Origin of the sequence: Amycolatopsis sp. CFH S0740 (genome assembly GCF_004522315.1) — a bacterium.
GTDB lineage: Bacteria > Actinomycetota > Actinomycetes > Mycobacteriales > Pseudonocardiaceae > Amycolatopsis > Amycolatopsis nivea.
In genome coordinates this window covers 1-14,389 of record NZ_SDLS01000005.1, presented here as the reverse complement: position 1 = coordinate 14,389, position 14,389 = coordinate 1, and the positions used below count along the sequence as shown (strand labels likewise).

The 14,389-nt window shown below is 68.7% G+C and carries 12 protein-coding genes; 7 read left to right on the top strand and 5 right to left on the bottom strand.

The window, feature by feature from the left end; translation table 11 throughout:
- The first annotated feature begins 9 nt into the window (after positions 1-9).
- Entirely contained in the window at positions 10-1,380 is a 1,371-nt protein-coding gene (locus EIZ45_RS10655; protein ID WP_134667430.1) for an APC family permease, read from the top strand.
- 117 nt (positions 1,381-1,497) lie between these two features.
- Here the strand turns inward: EIZ45_RS10655 and EIZ45_RS10650 are convergent, their stop codons facing one another.
- From EIZ45_RS10650 to EIZ45_RS10630, 5 genes are all read right to left on the bottom strand, one after another.
- Positions 1,498-1,995 carry a GNAT family N-acetyltransferase gene (locus EIZ45_RS10650; RefSeq protein WP_205670184.1) on the bottom strand — a complete coding sequence of 166 codons (498 nt, stop codon included), beginning with the start codon at positions 1,993-1,995 and terminating at the stop codon, positions 1,498-1,500.
- A 1-nt stretch (position 1,996) separates the two neighbouring features.
- Positions 1,997-3,064 (bottom strand): transcription termination factor Rho, encoded by a 1,068-nt coding sequence (rho, locus tag EIZ45_RS10645; RefSeq protein WP_134667432.1) that lies wholly within the window; start codon positions 3,062-3,064, stop codon positions 1,997-1,999.
- 309 nt (positions 3,065-3,373) lie between these two features.
- Complete coding sequence (locus EIZ45_RS10640; RefSeq protein ID WP_240690843.1) at positions 3,374-4,138, bottom strand: metalloregulator ArsR/SmtB family transcription factor; 765 nt, start codon at positions 4,136-4,138, stop codon at positions 3,374-3,376.
- Positions 4,139-4,245: 107 nt separating this feature from the next.
- Positions 4,246-5,700, bottom strand: coding sequence for a M81 family metallopeptidase (locus EIZ45_RS10635; RefSeq protein WP_134667433.1), 1,455 nt, complete (start codon positions 5,698-5,700; stop codon positions 4,246-4,248).
- A complete protein-coding gene (locus EIZ45_RS10630) occupies positions 5,697-6,842 on the bottom strand; it encodes an ROK family transcriptional regulator (RefSeq protein WP_043835028.1) in 1,146 nt (381 codons plus the stop codon). The genes EIZ45_RS10635 and EIZ45_RS10630 overlap by 4 nt, the downstream gene beginning before the upstream one ends.
- Before the next feature lie 150 nt (positions 6,843-6,992).
- Here EIZ45_RS10630 and EIZ45_RS10625 point away from each other — a divergent pair, with 150 nt between their 5' ends.
- The 6 genes from EIZ45_RS10625 (at position 6,993) to EIZ45_RS10600 (ending at position 14,278) form a co-directional block, all read left to right on the top strand.
- Positions 6,993-8,789: a peptide ABC transporter substrate-binding protein gene (locus tag EIZ45_RS10625; protein ID WP_134667435.1), complete on the top strand. Its 1,797-nt coding sequence runs from the start codon at positions 6,993-6,995 to the stop codon at positions 8,787-8,789.
- A gap of 4 nt (positions 8,790-8,793) precedes the next feature.
- Positions 8,794-9,753 carry an ABC transporter permease gene (locus EIZ45_RS10620; protein WP_037815134.1) on the top strand — a complete coding sequence of 320 codons (960 nt, stop codon included), beginning with the start codon at positions 8,794-8,796 and terminating at the stop codon, positions 9,751-9,753.
- Entirely contained in the window at positions 9,750-10,580 is an 831-nt protein-coding gene (locus EIZ45_RS10615) for an ABC transporter permease (RefSeq protein WP_037815136.1), read from the top strand. Before EIZ45_RS10620 ends, EIZ45_RS10615 begins: the two co-directional genes overlap by 4 nt.
- The gene (locus EIZ45_RS10610; protein ID WP_134667436.1) at positions 10,577-12,202 is read left to right on the top strand and encodes an ABC transporter ATP-binding protein; all 1,626 of its coding nucleotides are present in this window, start codon (positions 10,577-10,579) and stop codon (positions 12,200-12,202) included. The genes EIZ45_RS10615 and EIZ45_RS10610 overlap by 4 nt, the downstream gene beginning before the upstream one ends.
- The gene (locus tag EIZ45_RS10605; RefSeq protein WP_134667437.1) at positions 12,199-13,116 is read left to right on the top strand and encodes an ROK family protein; all 918 of its coding nucleotides are present in this window, start codon (positions 12,199-12,201) and stop codon (positions 13,114-13,116) included. The genes EIZ45_RS10610 and EIZ45_RS10605 overlap by 4 nt, the downstream gene beginning before the upstream one ends.
- A gap of 217 nt (positions 13,117-13,333) precedes the next feature.
- Positions 13,334-14,278 carry an MBL fold metallo-hydrolase gene (locus EIZ45_RS10600; protein ID WP_134667438.1) on the top strand — a complete coding sequence of 315 codons (945 nt, stop codon included), beginning with the start codon at positions 13,334-13,336 and terminating at the stop codon, positions 14,276-14,278.
- The last annotated feature ends 111 nt before the right edge of the window (positions 14,279-14,389 follow it).

The following is a 14,389-nucleotide window of genomic DNA, read 5'->3' as shown; positions in this document are numbered from 1 at the left end:
GGGATCCCCATGCCGCCTCATCCGGTCCCCGTCCAGACCGACACTGCCGCCGGTTCGCCCGCGCCCCGCTCGCTCACCAGATCGATCGGCGTCGGCGGCGGTACCTTGCTGACGCTGAGTTGCGTGACTCCCGCGTCGTCCCTGTTCGTTCTCGTCCCGCCGTTGTTCGGCTCGCTCGGCACCGGCACCGCGCTGGCCATCGGGCTCGCCGTGCTGCTGTGCGTGGGCATCGCGTTCTGCTACTCCGAACTCGGCACGCTCGTGCCCAGTTCGGGCGGCGAGTACGCCATGGTGTCCACCGTGGTCAGCCGGTTCGCCGGGTGGATCACCTTCATGCTGTCGTTCATCGTGATCCTGGTGGTGCCGCCGATCATCGCGATCGGGGTGGCCGACTACCTGTCGGTGATCGTGCACGTCGATCCGTCGGTGGCCGGCGCGCTGGTGATGCTGGCGTCCACCGGGATGGGCCTCGTGAACCTGCGGTCGAATGCCTGGCTGACTGGGATCTTCCTGGTGATCGAGATCGTCGCGATCGTGGTGGTGTCCGTGCTCGGCTTCGCGCACACCGACCGGCCGGCCGCGGTGCTCGTGCGGCCCAGCATGGACGGCGTGCATCCGATCGCGCTGGTCTCGGTGATCGCCGGACTGGCGGTGGCGTTGTTCGTGGTGCAGGGCTTCTCGACCGCGGTGTATCTGGCGGAGGAGATGCGGGAGCCGCACAAGACGGTGTCGCGGACCGTGTTCTGGACGCTCGGCGTCAGCGCGGTCGTGATCCTGGTGCCGGTCATCGCGATCACGCTGGGCGTGCCGGATCTCGCGACGCTGCAGGACCTCGACCTGACCGCGCTCGTCGTGAGCTGGAGCAGTTCGGCGTTCGGCACGATCATCAGCCTGTGCATCGCGGCGGCCATCGTGAACGCGGTGATCGTGATGGTGATCCAGAACTCGCGCGTGCTGTACGCGTCGGGCCGGGATCGCGCTTGGCCGGAGCCGGTGAATCGCGCGTTGAGCGTGGTGAGCCCGCGGTTCGGCGCGCCTTGGGTGGCGACGCTCGTGGTCGGCGTCTCGGAAGCGGTGCTGTGCTTCGTGCCGGTGGAAACGCTGAGCGGCGTGACCGAGGTGGCTGTGGTCGCGCTGTACCTGGCGATTTCGGTGAGCGTGCTGTGGGCGCGGCGGCCGGCGCACCGGCGCCCGCAGGTATGGCGAATGCCGGGGTGGCCGGTGGTGCCCGTGGTCGCGGTGCTGGCGCTCGGCTACGTACTGGTGTCGCAGAGCCTGCTGGACCTGGCGATCACGGCCGGGGTGCTGGTGGTTTCGGCCGCGTACTGGTGGGGCTACCTGCGCCGGCGGTCGGATCGGTGGCTGGTGACGATTCCCTGACCTGTGCTCTGGTGAGGACGGACAGGTTGGTCGGGCGCAGTGCTTCGGTCGGCTCGAGCAGATGGTCGTGCAGGAGGGGCGGCCATCTGCTCGCTGCTGAGGATGGTTCGCCGTGTTCTAGGCGGGGCTGCCGAAGGAGATTGCGTAGAGCGCGAAGGGCTCGCCTCGGTGCGGGAAATCGTGGCGGTAAGCGAAGCCGAGCCGTTCCATCACCGCGCGGGAACGGGCGTTGTACACCTCGGTGAAGGCGACGACTTCCGCTGCGCCGAGTTCTCGTGCGCGGGCCAGGCCAGCGAGGCCGATCTCGGTCGCATAGCCGCTTCCCCAGTGCTCCTCGCGCACCGCCCAGCCGATTTCCAGCCGTCGCGCGCCGTCGACGTCCTGATAGGACAGTCCGCCTCGGCCGAGGAGTTCTCCCGATTCTCGGTGGTATGCCAGCCATTTGCCCACGCCGTCGCGCTGCCAGCTTCGGCCGATCTCCGCGGCACGGGCTTCCGCGTCGGCGCGGGTCCATTGGCCGTACCAGCGGGCGATGCCAAGATCCAGGTGCAGGCGGTACAGCTCGTCGGCGAGAGGCGGGCCGATCGGGGTGAGCCGGAGGCGTTCGGTCTCCAACTCAGGCGGCCGCAGTAGCCGGAACAGCCAGGGAAGCGTTCACCCGGGCGATGAATTCCGCGTTGGACTTCGTCGTGCGGACCTGTTCCAAAAACTGCTCCGCAGCCCGCTTCGGGTCCTGTGTGGACAGTGCGCGGCGGACCTCGTTCATCACGGCCAGTTCCTGCGGCGGGACGATCAGCTCGTCACGACGAGTGCCGGAGCCGAAGAAATCTACCGCGGGGAAAACGCGGTGGTCGGCGAGCATCCGGTCCAGGCGGAGTTCCGAGTTGCCGGTGCTTTTCAGTTCCTCGAAGAACACCGTGTCCGCCAACGAACCCGTGCCGACCAGTGCGGTGGCGATGATGGTGAGCGAGCCGCCGCCTTCGATGTTCCTTGCCGCGCCTAGGATTTTCTTCATCGGGTGCAGTGCGCTGGCGTCGACGCCGCCGGACAGGATTCGGCCTGAGGTGCGGGCTGCCAGGTTGTACGCGCGGCCCAGGCGGGTCAGGGAATCCAGCAGCAGCACGACGTCTCGGCCGGTTTCGACCAGGCGTTTCGCGCGTTCCAGAGCCAGTTCGGCGACGGCGGTGTGTTCGGCGGGCTTCCGGTCGAAAGTGGACGCTACGACCTCGCCGTGCACCGAGCGGGTCATGTCCGTGACTTCTTCGGGGCGTTCGTCGGCGAGCAGCACCATGAGGTGTGCCTCGGGGTGGTTGACCGCGACCGCTTGCGCGATCGCTTGCAGCACAGTGGTTTTGCCGGTGCGCGGCGGGGCGACGATCAACGCGCGCTGGCCTTTGCCCAGCGGGGCGACCAGGTCCAGGACGCGCGTGGTGAGCTGGTGCCTGCTGGTTTCGAGGACCAGTCGCTGATCCGGGTGAACGGGGGTGAGCTGGTCGAAATCGGGACGGCGTTCTCCGGGCGGACGGCCGTTGACCGAGACGAGTTCGCCGTCGTCGAGGACGAGTTCGTCGCCGCGGCGCAGGCTGTGCGTGCGGATCAGGGACAGCGGCACGGACGGGCCTCCGGGGGCGTAGCCCAGGGTGGCGGTCTTGCCGTGGATATCGAGAATTCCTTGCTGTGTCATGGTTTGTGGCTCCTTGAGCAGTGACAGTCGACGCGGAAATGCGGACCGCCGGATGAGACGAAGCGGGTCAGGCGACGGGCTTCGGGAAAGACGCCGATTCACGTCGCGTTGACTCACGCTGACGGAGAGGGCGGAACCCCGGGGCGGCGGGGCCGACTTCCTGGGGTATGCGCCGAGAGTAGCGCATCGGTTCCGGCCGCACAACTGGCACTGCACGCGAAGAGGGGCCTCGTGAGCGACTGCCGTCGAAAAAACCGGCGCTCACAAGGCCCCAACAAACCTGCCGGCGGGTCTATTCCCGCGCGCCGGTCACGGCATCTCCCACGGAGCCTGCGGCAGCACGTGCCCGGTCTCCAGCAGCGACTTCAGGTTCGACAGCACGGCCGCCCATCCGCCGGACACGTCCTGGTGCGCCTTCTCGTCGGGCAGGTCTTCGTGCGTCACGGTCAGCCGGACGATGCCCTCGTGCTGTTCGATGTCGAACGTCGCGCGGGACGGCTCCTGGTCCTTCGGGCCGTTCGGGTCGTACCAGGTGGTGACCAGGCGCTTCGGCGGGACCGACTCGATCACCTCGCCCTCGACGTCGGCGATCCCGGACCCGTCGGTCCGCACGTGCGCCCAGCGCGAACCCTGCTTGAAATCGGATTCGTTGCGGTGGCCCCAGTACTGCCCGGTCAGGTCGGGGTCGGTGAGCGCGTGCCACACCTGCTCCGGCGTGCTCTGAATGTAGGTCACATACACAAAACTCGGCTTCATGGCTTCCTCTGCTCGACGTTTGACGGCACTGAGCATCCGCAGCCGCGGCTGCTCGAACCGGTCCACCCACCGCTCCTGCATCTCGTGCAGCGGCACCGGATTCAGGTAGTGCAGCTTTTCCCGGCCGCGGCGCACGCTGCTCACCAGATTCGCCGCCTCCAGCACGGCGAGGTGCTGAGTCGCGGACTGCCGCGTCATCTCCAGCCGGCGGCACAGCTCGCCCAGCGTCTGCCCGTTGTCCTCGCGCAGCTGGTCGAGCAGGTACCGGCGGGTCGGATCCGCCAGCGCCTTGAACACTTTGTCCAGGTCAGGTTGCACACTTACAGTAAGGCAGGCAAATGCCTGCCTGTCAAGGCTGCAGCAGGAAACACAGGTCAGCGCCGAGGCGAGTTACTGACCGCCTCGGCGCTGGCTACGGAGAGTGTTTAGAAGACTTCTGGGGTGAGCGAGGGGGCCGCCATGTCGGCGTCGAAGGGGAACATCGGGCGGACGATGCCGGAGTGGCCGAGCCGGAGCAGGTCCTGGTCGACGCCGCCGGGGGTGAGGGCCAGGAGCCAGTCCGCGGCCATGTCGTACAGCTCCGGTTCGAGGTAGCCGATCTTCACGATCACCACGTCCGCCTCGCGCGGGCGCAGGCCGAGCGCGTGGAAGTCGGATTCGAGGTGGTACGGCTTGCGGCGGGCGGTCACGATCACCCGCAGGCCGCCGACGGCCAGCACCACCGCGGTTCCGGCGACCGGGTCGTCGGCGTCAATCGCGGCCACCTGTGCCGTGAGCGAGACCGGGCCGTGCGGTCCGGAGTCGACTTTTCCGCCCAGTTCAACAGAAATCGTCGCGCCGATGCCGGCTTCGACCGCCGCAGCGACGGCTTCGGGGTCCACAATGGCCGCGTACAAAGTGGTCAGCGAAGAGTCCACAATGGCCGGTGTGTTCAGCAGGACGTCGAGACTCCACGACGTGTCCCCGGCACCGCCGGCGGTCGGGTTGTCCCCGGAATCGCTGATGAAGAACGGCCTCGAGGTCGAAGCGACCGCCTGCGTGAGGCATTCCTGCAGGGTGCCTGTCGGGGCGACGAAAGCGAAGTCGTGGCGAGCGTCCCAATAGGACTGAGCCAGCCGCTCGGCCTCCTTCGTGATCAACGGAACGTCGTCGCCCATCACTACCACCGCGGCCTGGCAGCGCGGTTCGTCCGCCCACGCGTAGCCGACCCAGATCGCCGCGTCCAGAACTCCGTCCAGTGCTTCGACGGAATCCACTGCCGCGTAAACGCTCTTCGCCGGTTCGAGCCGGGTGCTGGTCTTCTCCCCCGGCAGCAGAACCGGAACCTGCACCCAAGCCTTCGTCGGCCGACCGCCGGACCGCAACCGCGACACCAGGTTCCGCGCGGCGCGTTCGCGGGTCTCCCACGCGTCCTCGTGCGGAGCCATCCGGTAGCAGGTGATCAGGTCCAGCGCGGTGACGAGTTCCCGCGAAACGTTGCCGTGCAAGTCCATCGACGCCGACACCAGCACGTCCGGACCGAGGATCGAACGGATCTCCTGTGCGAGCGAAGCCTCCACATCGGACCGTCCGACGACACTCATCGCGCCGTGGATGTCGAAGAACAGCCCGTCCAGCTCACCCGCCGAACGCAACCGGTCCAGGATTTCCCCGGACAGCTCGGCGTACGCCTCTTCGGTGACCGCACCGCCTGGGAGCGACCGCGCGTCCATCAGCGGGATCCATTCCACCTCGGCCGCCCAGTCCGCGTCGAGAAAGTCGTAGCGGCCAAGCCGCTCGTCCCCGCGCAGCACCCGGAAATCGTCCACTGTGGACCGATGCGGCGAGAAGGTGCTCGATTCGATGGCGATTCCGGTGATCCCGACCCGCAGCTTCTTCATCGTCCACTCCGTTTGATCGCTTGCTCGAACACCGCGTCCAGCGCGAGCGCGCCCGCGCCGCAAAGTCCCGCGTCCGCACCGAACCGCACCCGGTCGATCCGCAGTTCCCTGGTAGCCAAGGGAAGACACCGTTCGTACAACGCACCGCGCACGGCCGCGACGAACGCTTCCGAACCGGACAGCGCGCCGCCGAGCAGCACCTCGTCCGGGTTGCTGAAGTTGACCACCGTGGCCAGCACCTCGCCGAGCCGCAGCCCGGCGCGCCGCACGGCCGTGGTCGCTTCGGGATGTCCGTCTTCCGCGGTGGCCATCACCTGCGCGGTGGTCTCCAGCTTCAAACCCTGCGCCCGCAACTGCGCGACGAGCGCGGCGCCGCTGGCCACCACTTCCAGACAACCGCGGTTCCCGCAGGTGCACGGCCGGTCCTCGGCGGCGGGCACGCGCACGTGGCTGATGTCGCCCGCGACTCCGGCCCGGCCGCGGTAAAGCTCGCCGCCCAGCACTATTCCGGACCCGATGCCGGTGCCCGCCTTCACCACCAGCAACGTCCGGCCGGGCGCGCCGGCCACGGATTCGCCCAGCGCCAGCAGGTTCGCGTCGTTGTCCACGAACACCGGCAGTTCGAAGTGCTCCGCCAGCGCGTCCCGGACCGCGAACCCGCGCCAGCCGGGCATCCGCGACGGCAGCGTGATGGTGCCCGCGCCGACATCCACCGGACCCGGGAACGCGACGCCGAGACCGAGCGCGCGGCCGGGGCAATCCGCGCCCGCCATCACATCGCGCACCGCGGCGGCGAGCCCGGCGACCAGTTCTCGCGGCTCCTGGCTGATGTCCAGCGGACGCTCGTGCACTTCCAGGAGGTTGCCCGCGATGTCGAGCGCGCCGATCCGCACGTGCCGGGAACCGACGTCGGCGCCCCAGACGTGGCCGAACTCCGTGTTGACCGACAGCAGCTTCGGCCGCCGCCCGCCCGCGGACCGGCCCTCGCCGGATTCGCTCAGCACCCCGGCGGACATCAGCGCCTGCGTGCGCACCGACACCGTCGATTGCGGCAAGCCCAGCGCACGCGCCAGGTCCATGCGCGACCTCGCGTGGCCGTGCGCGACCAGCCACAACACCCGCAGCGGTCCGGCCGGATCCACCGCGCCACCTCTTTCATCACGATTGATGTAACTAAACTGTTTGACAGAACTCTTGGCAATTCCCGTCTCGCGTGCAAGATTACCCGACAGCCAGGACGCGGCATAGCACCTGGCACTGGTCTTTCATCAGAGTTGTTGGAAGTGATGCGAATGGCTCGACGCCCGTGGCGCGCCGCGCTCGGGGTCACGCTCGCCGCCGCGCTGGCGCTGTCCGGCTGCGCGGCGAGCCGGGAACCGCACGGCGGCGGTTCCGGCACCCCGAAAACCGGCGGGACCGTGCGGTTCGCACTGCCCCCGTCGGCGACGCCGAACTGGATCATGCCGCTTTCGCTCCCCGGCTACGGCGGGTCGTACAACGGCATGATCCGGTCGACCATGTACGTGCCGCTGTACAGCTACGACGGCAGTTCCGGCTCGGTCACCCTCGACGACGCCGCGAGCGCCGCGAACGTGCCGAACTACTCCCCCGACGGCAAGACCGTGACCATCACGCTCAAGCCGCTGACCTGGTCCACCGGCGAGCCGCTGACCAGCCGCGACGTCGAGTTCTGGCTCAACCTCGCCCGCGCGGGCAAGGACAAGTGGGGCAAGTACTCGAAGGGCTCGATCCCGGACAGCATTGTCGGATTCCACGCCGTGGACGACCGCACCTTCACGTTCACTCTGGACAAGGCATACAACCCGGACTGGTTCACCGCCAATCAGCTCAGCCTGATCGTCCCGATGCCGCACGCGTGGGACCGCACGAGCGCCGCGGGTCCGGTCGGCGACCACGACCGCACCCCGGACGGCGCGAAACAGGTCTTCGATTTCCTGGTCAGCCAAGCGAAACAGCTCGGCACGTACGCGACGAATCCACTGTGGAAGGTCGTGAACGGACAGTTCACGCTGGCCGGGTTCAGCACGTCCGGCGAGGTGACGCTGCGGAAGAACCCGAAGTACACCGGACCGGATCCGGCGAAGCTCGACACTGTCCGGTTCCTGACCTTCACCAGTCCGTCGGCGGAGTACAACGTGCTCCGCGCCGGCGGCCTCGACTACGGGTACCTGCCGACGTCGAACCTCGGCCAGCGCTCGAAGCTGGAAGAGCAGGGCTACCGGGTCGAACCGTGGAACGGCTGGTCCATCACGTATTCGCCGTACAACTTCAACAATCCGAAGCTGGGCAAGGTGTTCTCCCAGCTGTACGTGCGGCAGGCGATCCAGCACGCGGTGGACCAGGACGCCATCACCTCGGTGATCTGGCGTGGCGCCGCGCGCGTCGGCTACGGCCCGGTGCCGCAGGACAACGACACGAAGTACCTGTCGCCCAAGCAAAAGACCAATCCGTACCCGTTCGACCTGAACAAGTCGAGGCAGCTGCTCGCCGACCACGGCTGGAAACCCGGTTCCGACGGCGTCCTCCTCTGCGCCGACCCGGCGAAATGCGGCGAGGGCATCGCCGAAGGCACCCGGCTGTCGCTGACCATGCTGACCGAGTCCGGTTCCGACGAAACCGACGGCACCATGCAGGAACTGCGCTCTCAGCTGTCGAAGGTCGGCATCGAGATGAAGATCAACGCGCAGCCGCTGAACACCGTGCTGGCCAACGGAACCACGTGCAAACCGGAGGACCCGTCGTGCAGCTGGCAGCTGTCCTACTTCGGCACGCAAGGCAGCTGGTACTTCCCGGCGAACCCGAGCGGCGAGGAGCTGTTCGCGACCGGCGCGGGCACGAACTTCGGCGGCTACACCGATCCGAAGGCGGACAAGCTGATCGCAGCCACCAACCTGGCGTCGGACAACCGGGCAATGCTCGAGTACAGCGCTTATCTGGCCGAGCAGCTTCCGGTGCTGTGGCTGCCGAATCCGCCGTACCAGGTGTCGGCGATCGACACCGCGCTGCACGGCGTGACCCAGGACCCGATGGCCGGGCTGCTCCCGCAACGCTGGTTCTGGACGAGGTGAGGACATGACGCGCTACATCCTCCGCCGGCTCGTGCTGGCCGTGGTGGTCGTGCTGCTGGTCACCGTGGTGACGTTCGTGCTGCTGCATTTGCTGCCCGGCGGACCGGCCCGCGGCGTACTCGGTGTGAAGGCCACCGAGGCGCAGATCGCCGCGTTCAACCACGCGCAGGGCTTCGACCAGCCGCTTCCGGTGCAGTACTGGGATTACCTGCTGCGGCTCCTGCAGGGCGACCTCGGCGAGTCGTACACGCAGAACTCGCCGGTGAGCACCCTGCTCGCCGAGCGGATGCCGAAAACCCTGCTGCTCACCGTGTTGTCCACCGCGCTCGCGATCCTCGTCGCGCTGCCGCTCGGCGTGTGGCAAGCGGTCCGCCGCGGCCGTACCGCGGACGTGCTCACCACGGCGATCACCTTCGTGCTCTACGCGACGCCGGTGTTCTTCCTGTCACTGGTGCTGATCATCCTGTTCGCGCAGGTCCTGCCGTGGTTCCCGGCGCAGGCCGCACAGGGCGAGACGATCGGCGAACTGCTGTCCCAGCCAGGTGCGCTGGTGCTGCCGGTGCTCGCCGGGACCGGAGCCGCGCTCGCCGCGTTCAGCCGGTACATGCGAGCGTCCACTCTGGACAGCCTGTCCGAGGACTTCGTGCGCACCGCGCGGGCCAAGGGAACGCCGGAGCGCACGATCATCTGGCGGCACGTCTGGCCGAACTCGCTGACCTCGGTGGTCTCGATGCTCGGTTATTACGTGCCGGTGGTGTTCGGCGGTTCGCTGGTCGTCGAATCGATGTTCAACTACCCCGGCATCGGCCTGCTGTTCTGGACCGCGACCCGCACCGCCGATTTCCCGGTGCTGCTGGGCGTCGTGCTCGTGATCGCCGTGGCGACCGTGCTCGGCTCCCTGCTCGCGGACCTGGTCCAGCTGGCGATCGACCCGCGGGTGCGGGTGAAGGGAGCGCGGTCGTGACTGTCCTTTCGCGGCTGTTTGCCCGCAAATCCGCGGTCGTGGGCGCGGTCCTGCTGCTGCTCGTCGTGGCGTTCTGTTTCCTCGGACCGGTGTTCTACGGCACCGACCAGTCGCACACCGACCTCGCCTCGGCGCGCCTCGGACCGGGCGGCGGACATCTGCTCGGCACCGACGACCTCGGGTACGACGTGCTCGGCAGGCTCATGGTCGCCGGACGGACGTCGCTGATCATCGGCGTGCTCGCCGGGCTCATCGCGACCGCGATCGGCGCGGTGTGGGGCGCGGTCGCCGGGTACACCGGCGGCTGGCTGGACACCGTGCTGATGCGGATCGTCGACACCGGCGTCGCGATCCCGGCGCTGTTCCTGCTGCTGGTGGCCGCGACGCTGGTGACGCCGAGCGTCGGTGTGCTGGCACTGCTGATCGGCGCGGTGTCGTGGCTGGTGCCCGCGCGGCTGATGCGCGCGGAAACGGTGAGCCTGCGCGAACGCGATTACATCCGCGCGATCACCGTGCTCGGTGCGAGCCGCACGCGCGTGGTGTTCCGGCACATCATCCCGAACGCGATCGGCACCGTGGTGGTGAACGCGACGTTCCAGATCGCCGACGCGATCCTGCTCGTGGCGTACGTCAGCTTCCTCGGCCTCGGCGTTCCGGCGCCGGACACCGACTGGGGAGCCATGCTCTCCAAAGGAATTACCTACACCTTCGACGGCGCGTGGTGGCTGATCCTGCCACCGGGCATCGCGATCGTCGTGGTGGTGTGCGCGATCAACTTCCTCGGCGACGGGCTGCGCGACGCGTTCGCGGTGAAGGGGCGACGATGAGCGAAGCAGTGCTGGACATCCGTGACCTGCGGGTGTCCTATTCCGGCGGTGCGGCGGCGGTCGACGGGCTGAGCCTGTCGGTCGCGCCCGGCGAGATCGTGGCGGTGGTCGGCGAGTCCGGTTCCGGCAAGAGCACGGCCGCGCTCGCGGTGCTCGGGCTGCTGCCGGGATCCGCGCGGGTCACCGGGTCGATCGAGCTGGCCGGGCAGAACGTCCTCGACCTGCGCGGCGAGGACCTGCGGAAACTGCGCGGCCCGGCCTCCGGGATGGTGTTCCAGGAACCGATGACCGCGCTGAACCCGTTGCGGACCATCGGTTTCCAGCTCGCCGAGGCGATCCGCAACCACGATCCGAAGAAACTGCGCCACCGCCGCTACTACGACCGGTGCGCCGAACTGCTCGACCGCGTCGGCGTCCCGGAACCGGCCGCGCGGCTGAAGCAGTACCCGCATGAACTGTCCGGCGGTCTGCGGCAGCGCGTGATGATCGCGATCGCACTCGCCGCCGGGCCTCAATTGATCATCGCGGACGAGCCGACCACGGCGCTCGACGTCACCGTGCAGCAGCAGATTCTCGACCTGTTGCGCGACATCCGCGAGCACGAGGGCACCGCGACGCTGCTGATCACGCACAACATGGGCGTCGTCGCCGACGTCGCGGATCGCGTCGCGGTCCTGCGGAACGGCACGCTCGTCGAGGAAGCCCCGGCGACGGAACTGTTCTCGTCGCCGAAGGCGGATTACACCCGGGAACTGCTGGCCGCGGTTCCGCAACTGGGTTCGTTCGCGCACGAACCGGCGGCCGGGGAAACCCCGAAGCCGGTGCTCGCGCTGTCGAATGTGGTGGTCGAGTACAGCGGACGCCAGGTGGTGAACGACGTTTCCCTGTCCGTCTCAGCCGGTGAGATTGTCGGACTGGTCGGCGAATCCGGTTCCGGGAAAACGACGCTCGGGAACTGTGCGCTGGGGCTGGTCACGCCGAAATCCGGCACTGTCGAAGTGCTCGGCGGACCGCTGCCGAAAGGCACCGGCCGCTCGGCGCGGGCGGTCCGGCGGCAGATCGGCGCGGTGTTCCAGGACCCGGCGTCGTCGCTCGACCCGCGGATGACGGTCGCGCAGACCGTCGCCGAACCGCTGGTGGTCCACACCTCGGCCGGTCGCGGCGAGCGGCAGCGGCGGGTGCGGGAGCTCCTCGACGCGGTGGAGCTGCCGGAAAGCTTGCTGGGCCGGTACGGGCACGAGCTGTCCGGCGGGCAACGGCAGCGCGTGAGCCTCGCCCGCGCCCTCGTGCTGGGCCCGAAGCTGCTGATCGCCGACGAACCGACGAGTGCGCTGGACGTATCCGTGCAGGCAGCCGTGCTGGAGGTGTTCCGGCGGCTGCATCGCGAGTTCGGCTTCGGCTGCCTGTTCGTGAGCCACGACCTCGCGGTGGTGGACAGCCTGTGCGATCGGGTTGCGGTGCTGCGCGCGGGCGAACTGGTGGAGGAAGGCCCGGCGGAAACGGTGCTGCGCACGCCGGAACATCCGTACACGCAGGCGTTGCTGCTGTCCTCGCCGGTCCCGGATCCGCAGTTGCAGCGGAGCCGGCGCGAGGCGCTGGCCGGCGCGGACCCCGCGGCGTGACCGGATTGCGGGCCGGAGTCGACATCGGCGGGACGAAAACCCTGGTGGTGGTGTGCGACGAGGAAGGAAAGGAACTGGGCTCGGCGTCCGCTCCGTCGGAGTCGCACCGGGGCGGCGCGGCGATCCTCGACCGCGCGGTGGAGCTGGTCAGCTCGCTGGTGCCGGACCACGCGGCGCTCGCCGGGGTCGGCGTCGGAGCGGCGGGCGTCGTCGACCCGGTGACCGGAACAGTGCTGGTCACCGGGGATTCGTTCACCGGATGGGCGGGCACGCCGGTCAACGCCGAGCTGTCCGCCCGGCTCGGCGGGGTGCCGGTGCGCACCGTCAACGACGTGGACGGATTCCTGCTCGGCGAATTGCTGCCAGGCGAGCGGAACGTGCTCGGCGTCGCGGTCGGGACCGGGGTCGGCGGCGCACTGTTCGTCGACGGGCGGCTGCTGTACGGCGGCGCGACCGGGGCCGGCGAGATCGGGCACGTCGGCCGCTACGGGGAGGAACTCTGCACCTGCGGGCAGATCGGACATCTCGAGGCGTACGCCTCCGGACGCGCCTTGGCCCGCCGTTATGCCGAAGCGACCGGCCGGACCCGCACCGCGGAAGCGATCGCCGAGGAAGCGCTCGCCGGGGATCGAGCCGCTCAAGCGGTGTTCACCGACGCGGGCCGGTTCCTCGGCCAGGCGATCGCGCACGCGGCCGGGCTGCTCGGCCTCGCGACCTGCGTGCTCGGCGGCTCGGTGGTCCGGTCCTGGGCACTCCTGGAGAAACCGCTGCGGGAAGCGCTGGCGGAACAGCCGCTGCTGTCCGGGGAACCGGTGGCGATCCGGCTCTCCCGGCACGGGGCGAAATCCGTGGCGCTGGGCGCGGCCGGCCTCACTGCCGGTATTCACCGGCTACCGGACGTGAGCAACCCCTAAACCAGTCCTCTGTGGACCATCGAGAAAACCGTGGCCTCGGGGTATACGCTGTCGGGCACCGACGGAGCCGGGGGCAACGATGCGCGCGAAGCTGGACGGAACGGGACAGGCGAGAGACCCCGCGCGTGAGCGTGGTCTCCACCCCGCTGACAGCAGGTGACTTGGTCTATACCATTCCGGTGATCATTTCCCGTCCGGTGGCCAACGAGGGGATCCCATGCCCGTCATCAGGCGCAATATCGTCCCGCTCCGGTATTCCGACCCGAGCGTCGTCGCTTACGTGCGCAGCCCGAGCGACTGGATGGTGTCCAATTGCGGCTGGATCCGGGGCCGGGAAGGCGTTCTGCTCGTCGACACCTGCGGCACCGAACGCGACACGCTCGACCTGGTCAGCGACGTCCGCAAGTACTCGACCGTCGAAATGCCGCTCACGCTCGTGCTGACCCACGCGCACGGCACCCACCACAACGGGGCCGGGGTCGCGCTGCGCAACGGCGGCCGGATCCTCGCCGCGCCCACCGCGGTGCCGATCATCCGGTCCGGACCGCAGTGCGACGAGGAGATCTTCGCCTGCGCGAACTGGGGCAAGCTCGAGGCGCCGCGGCCCGAGGCGGTGCACGCGGTGATCGAACCGGTCGAGGTGGACCTCGGCGGCGTCGTCGTGGAGGTCGTCCCATTTCCTGGGACCGCGCACACCGACGGCGACCTCGTGCTGTTCGAACCGCGCACCGGCACGCTCTTCACCGGCGACCTGCTGTCGGTCGGGTCGACGCCGTTCGCCGTGCACGGTTCGGTCCCGGGCTGGCTGACCGCATTGGACTGGCTCGACAAAATGTTCCCGGACGTCCGCACCTTCGTGCCCGGACACGGCGGGCTCAGCCATCCGGGCAGTTTCCCGGTCGCGGTGCTGCGCACGTATCTGCATTGGCTGCTCGACGCGACCGCGAGCGCGGGCACGCCGGACTTCGCCGAACTCGCCACGATCGCCCGCCGCCGCTGGCCCACGTGGACAGTCCCGGAACGGCACATCGGGAATCTGCTGCGCGCGCACGCCGACCAGCACGGGGAACAGCTCCCGTCGGCCGAAGCGATGCGCGCGATCCGCGACGCCGCGGGCGGCAAGATCGATCTGGACACGCTGCTCGGACTCGGCAAGTCTTAACGCCGGGAAATCGATTCCCCGGCGCGTTTCCGCGAGTGCGTGAGGGGAACCCTGAGGGAATCTGGTTCCCTCAGCTTGAGTTTTAACGTTTGGTGTCTGTTTTCTTGGTTT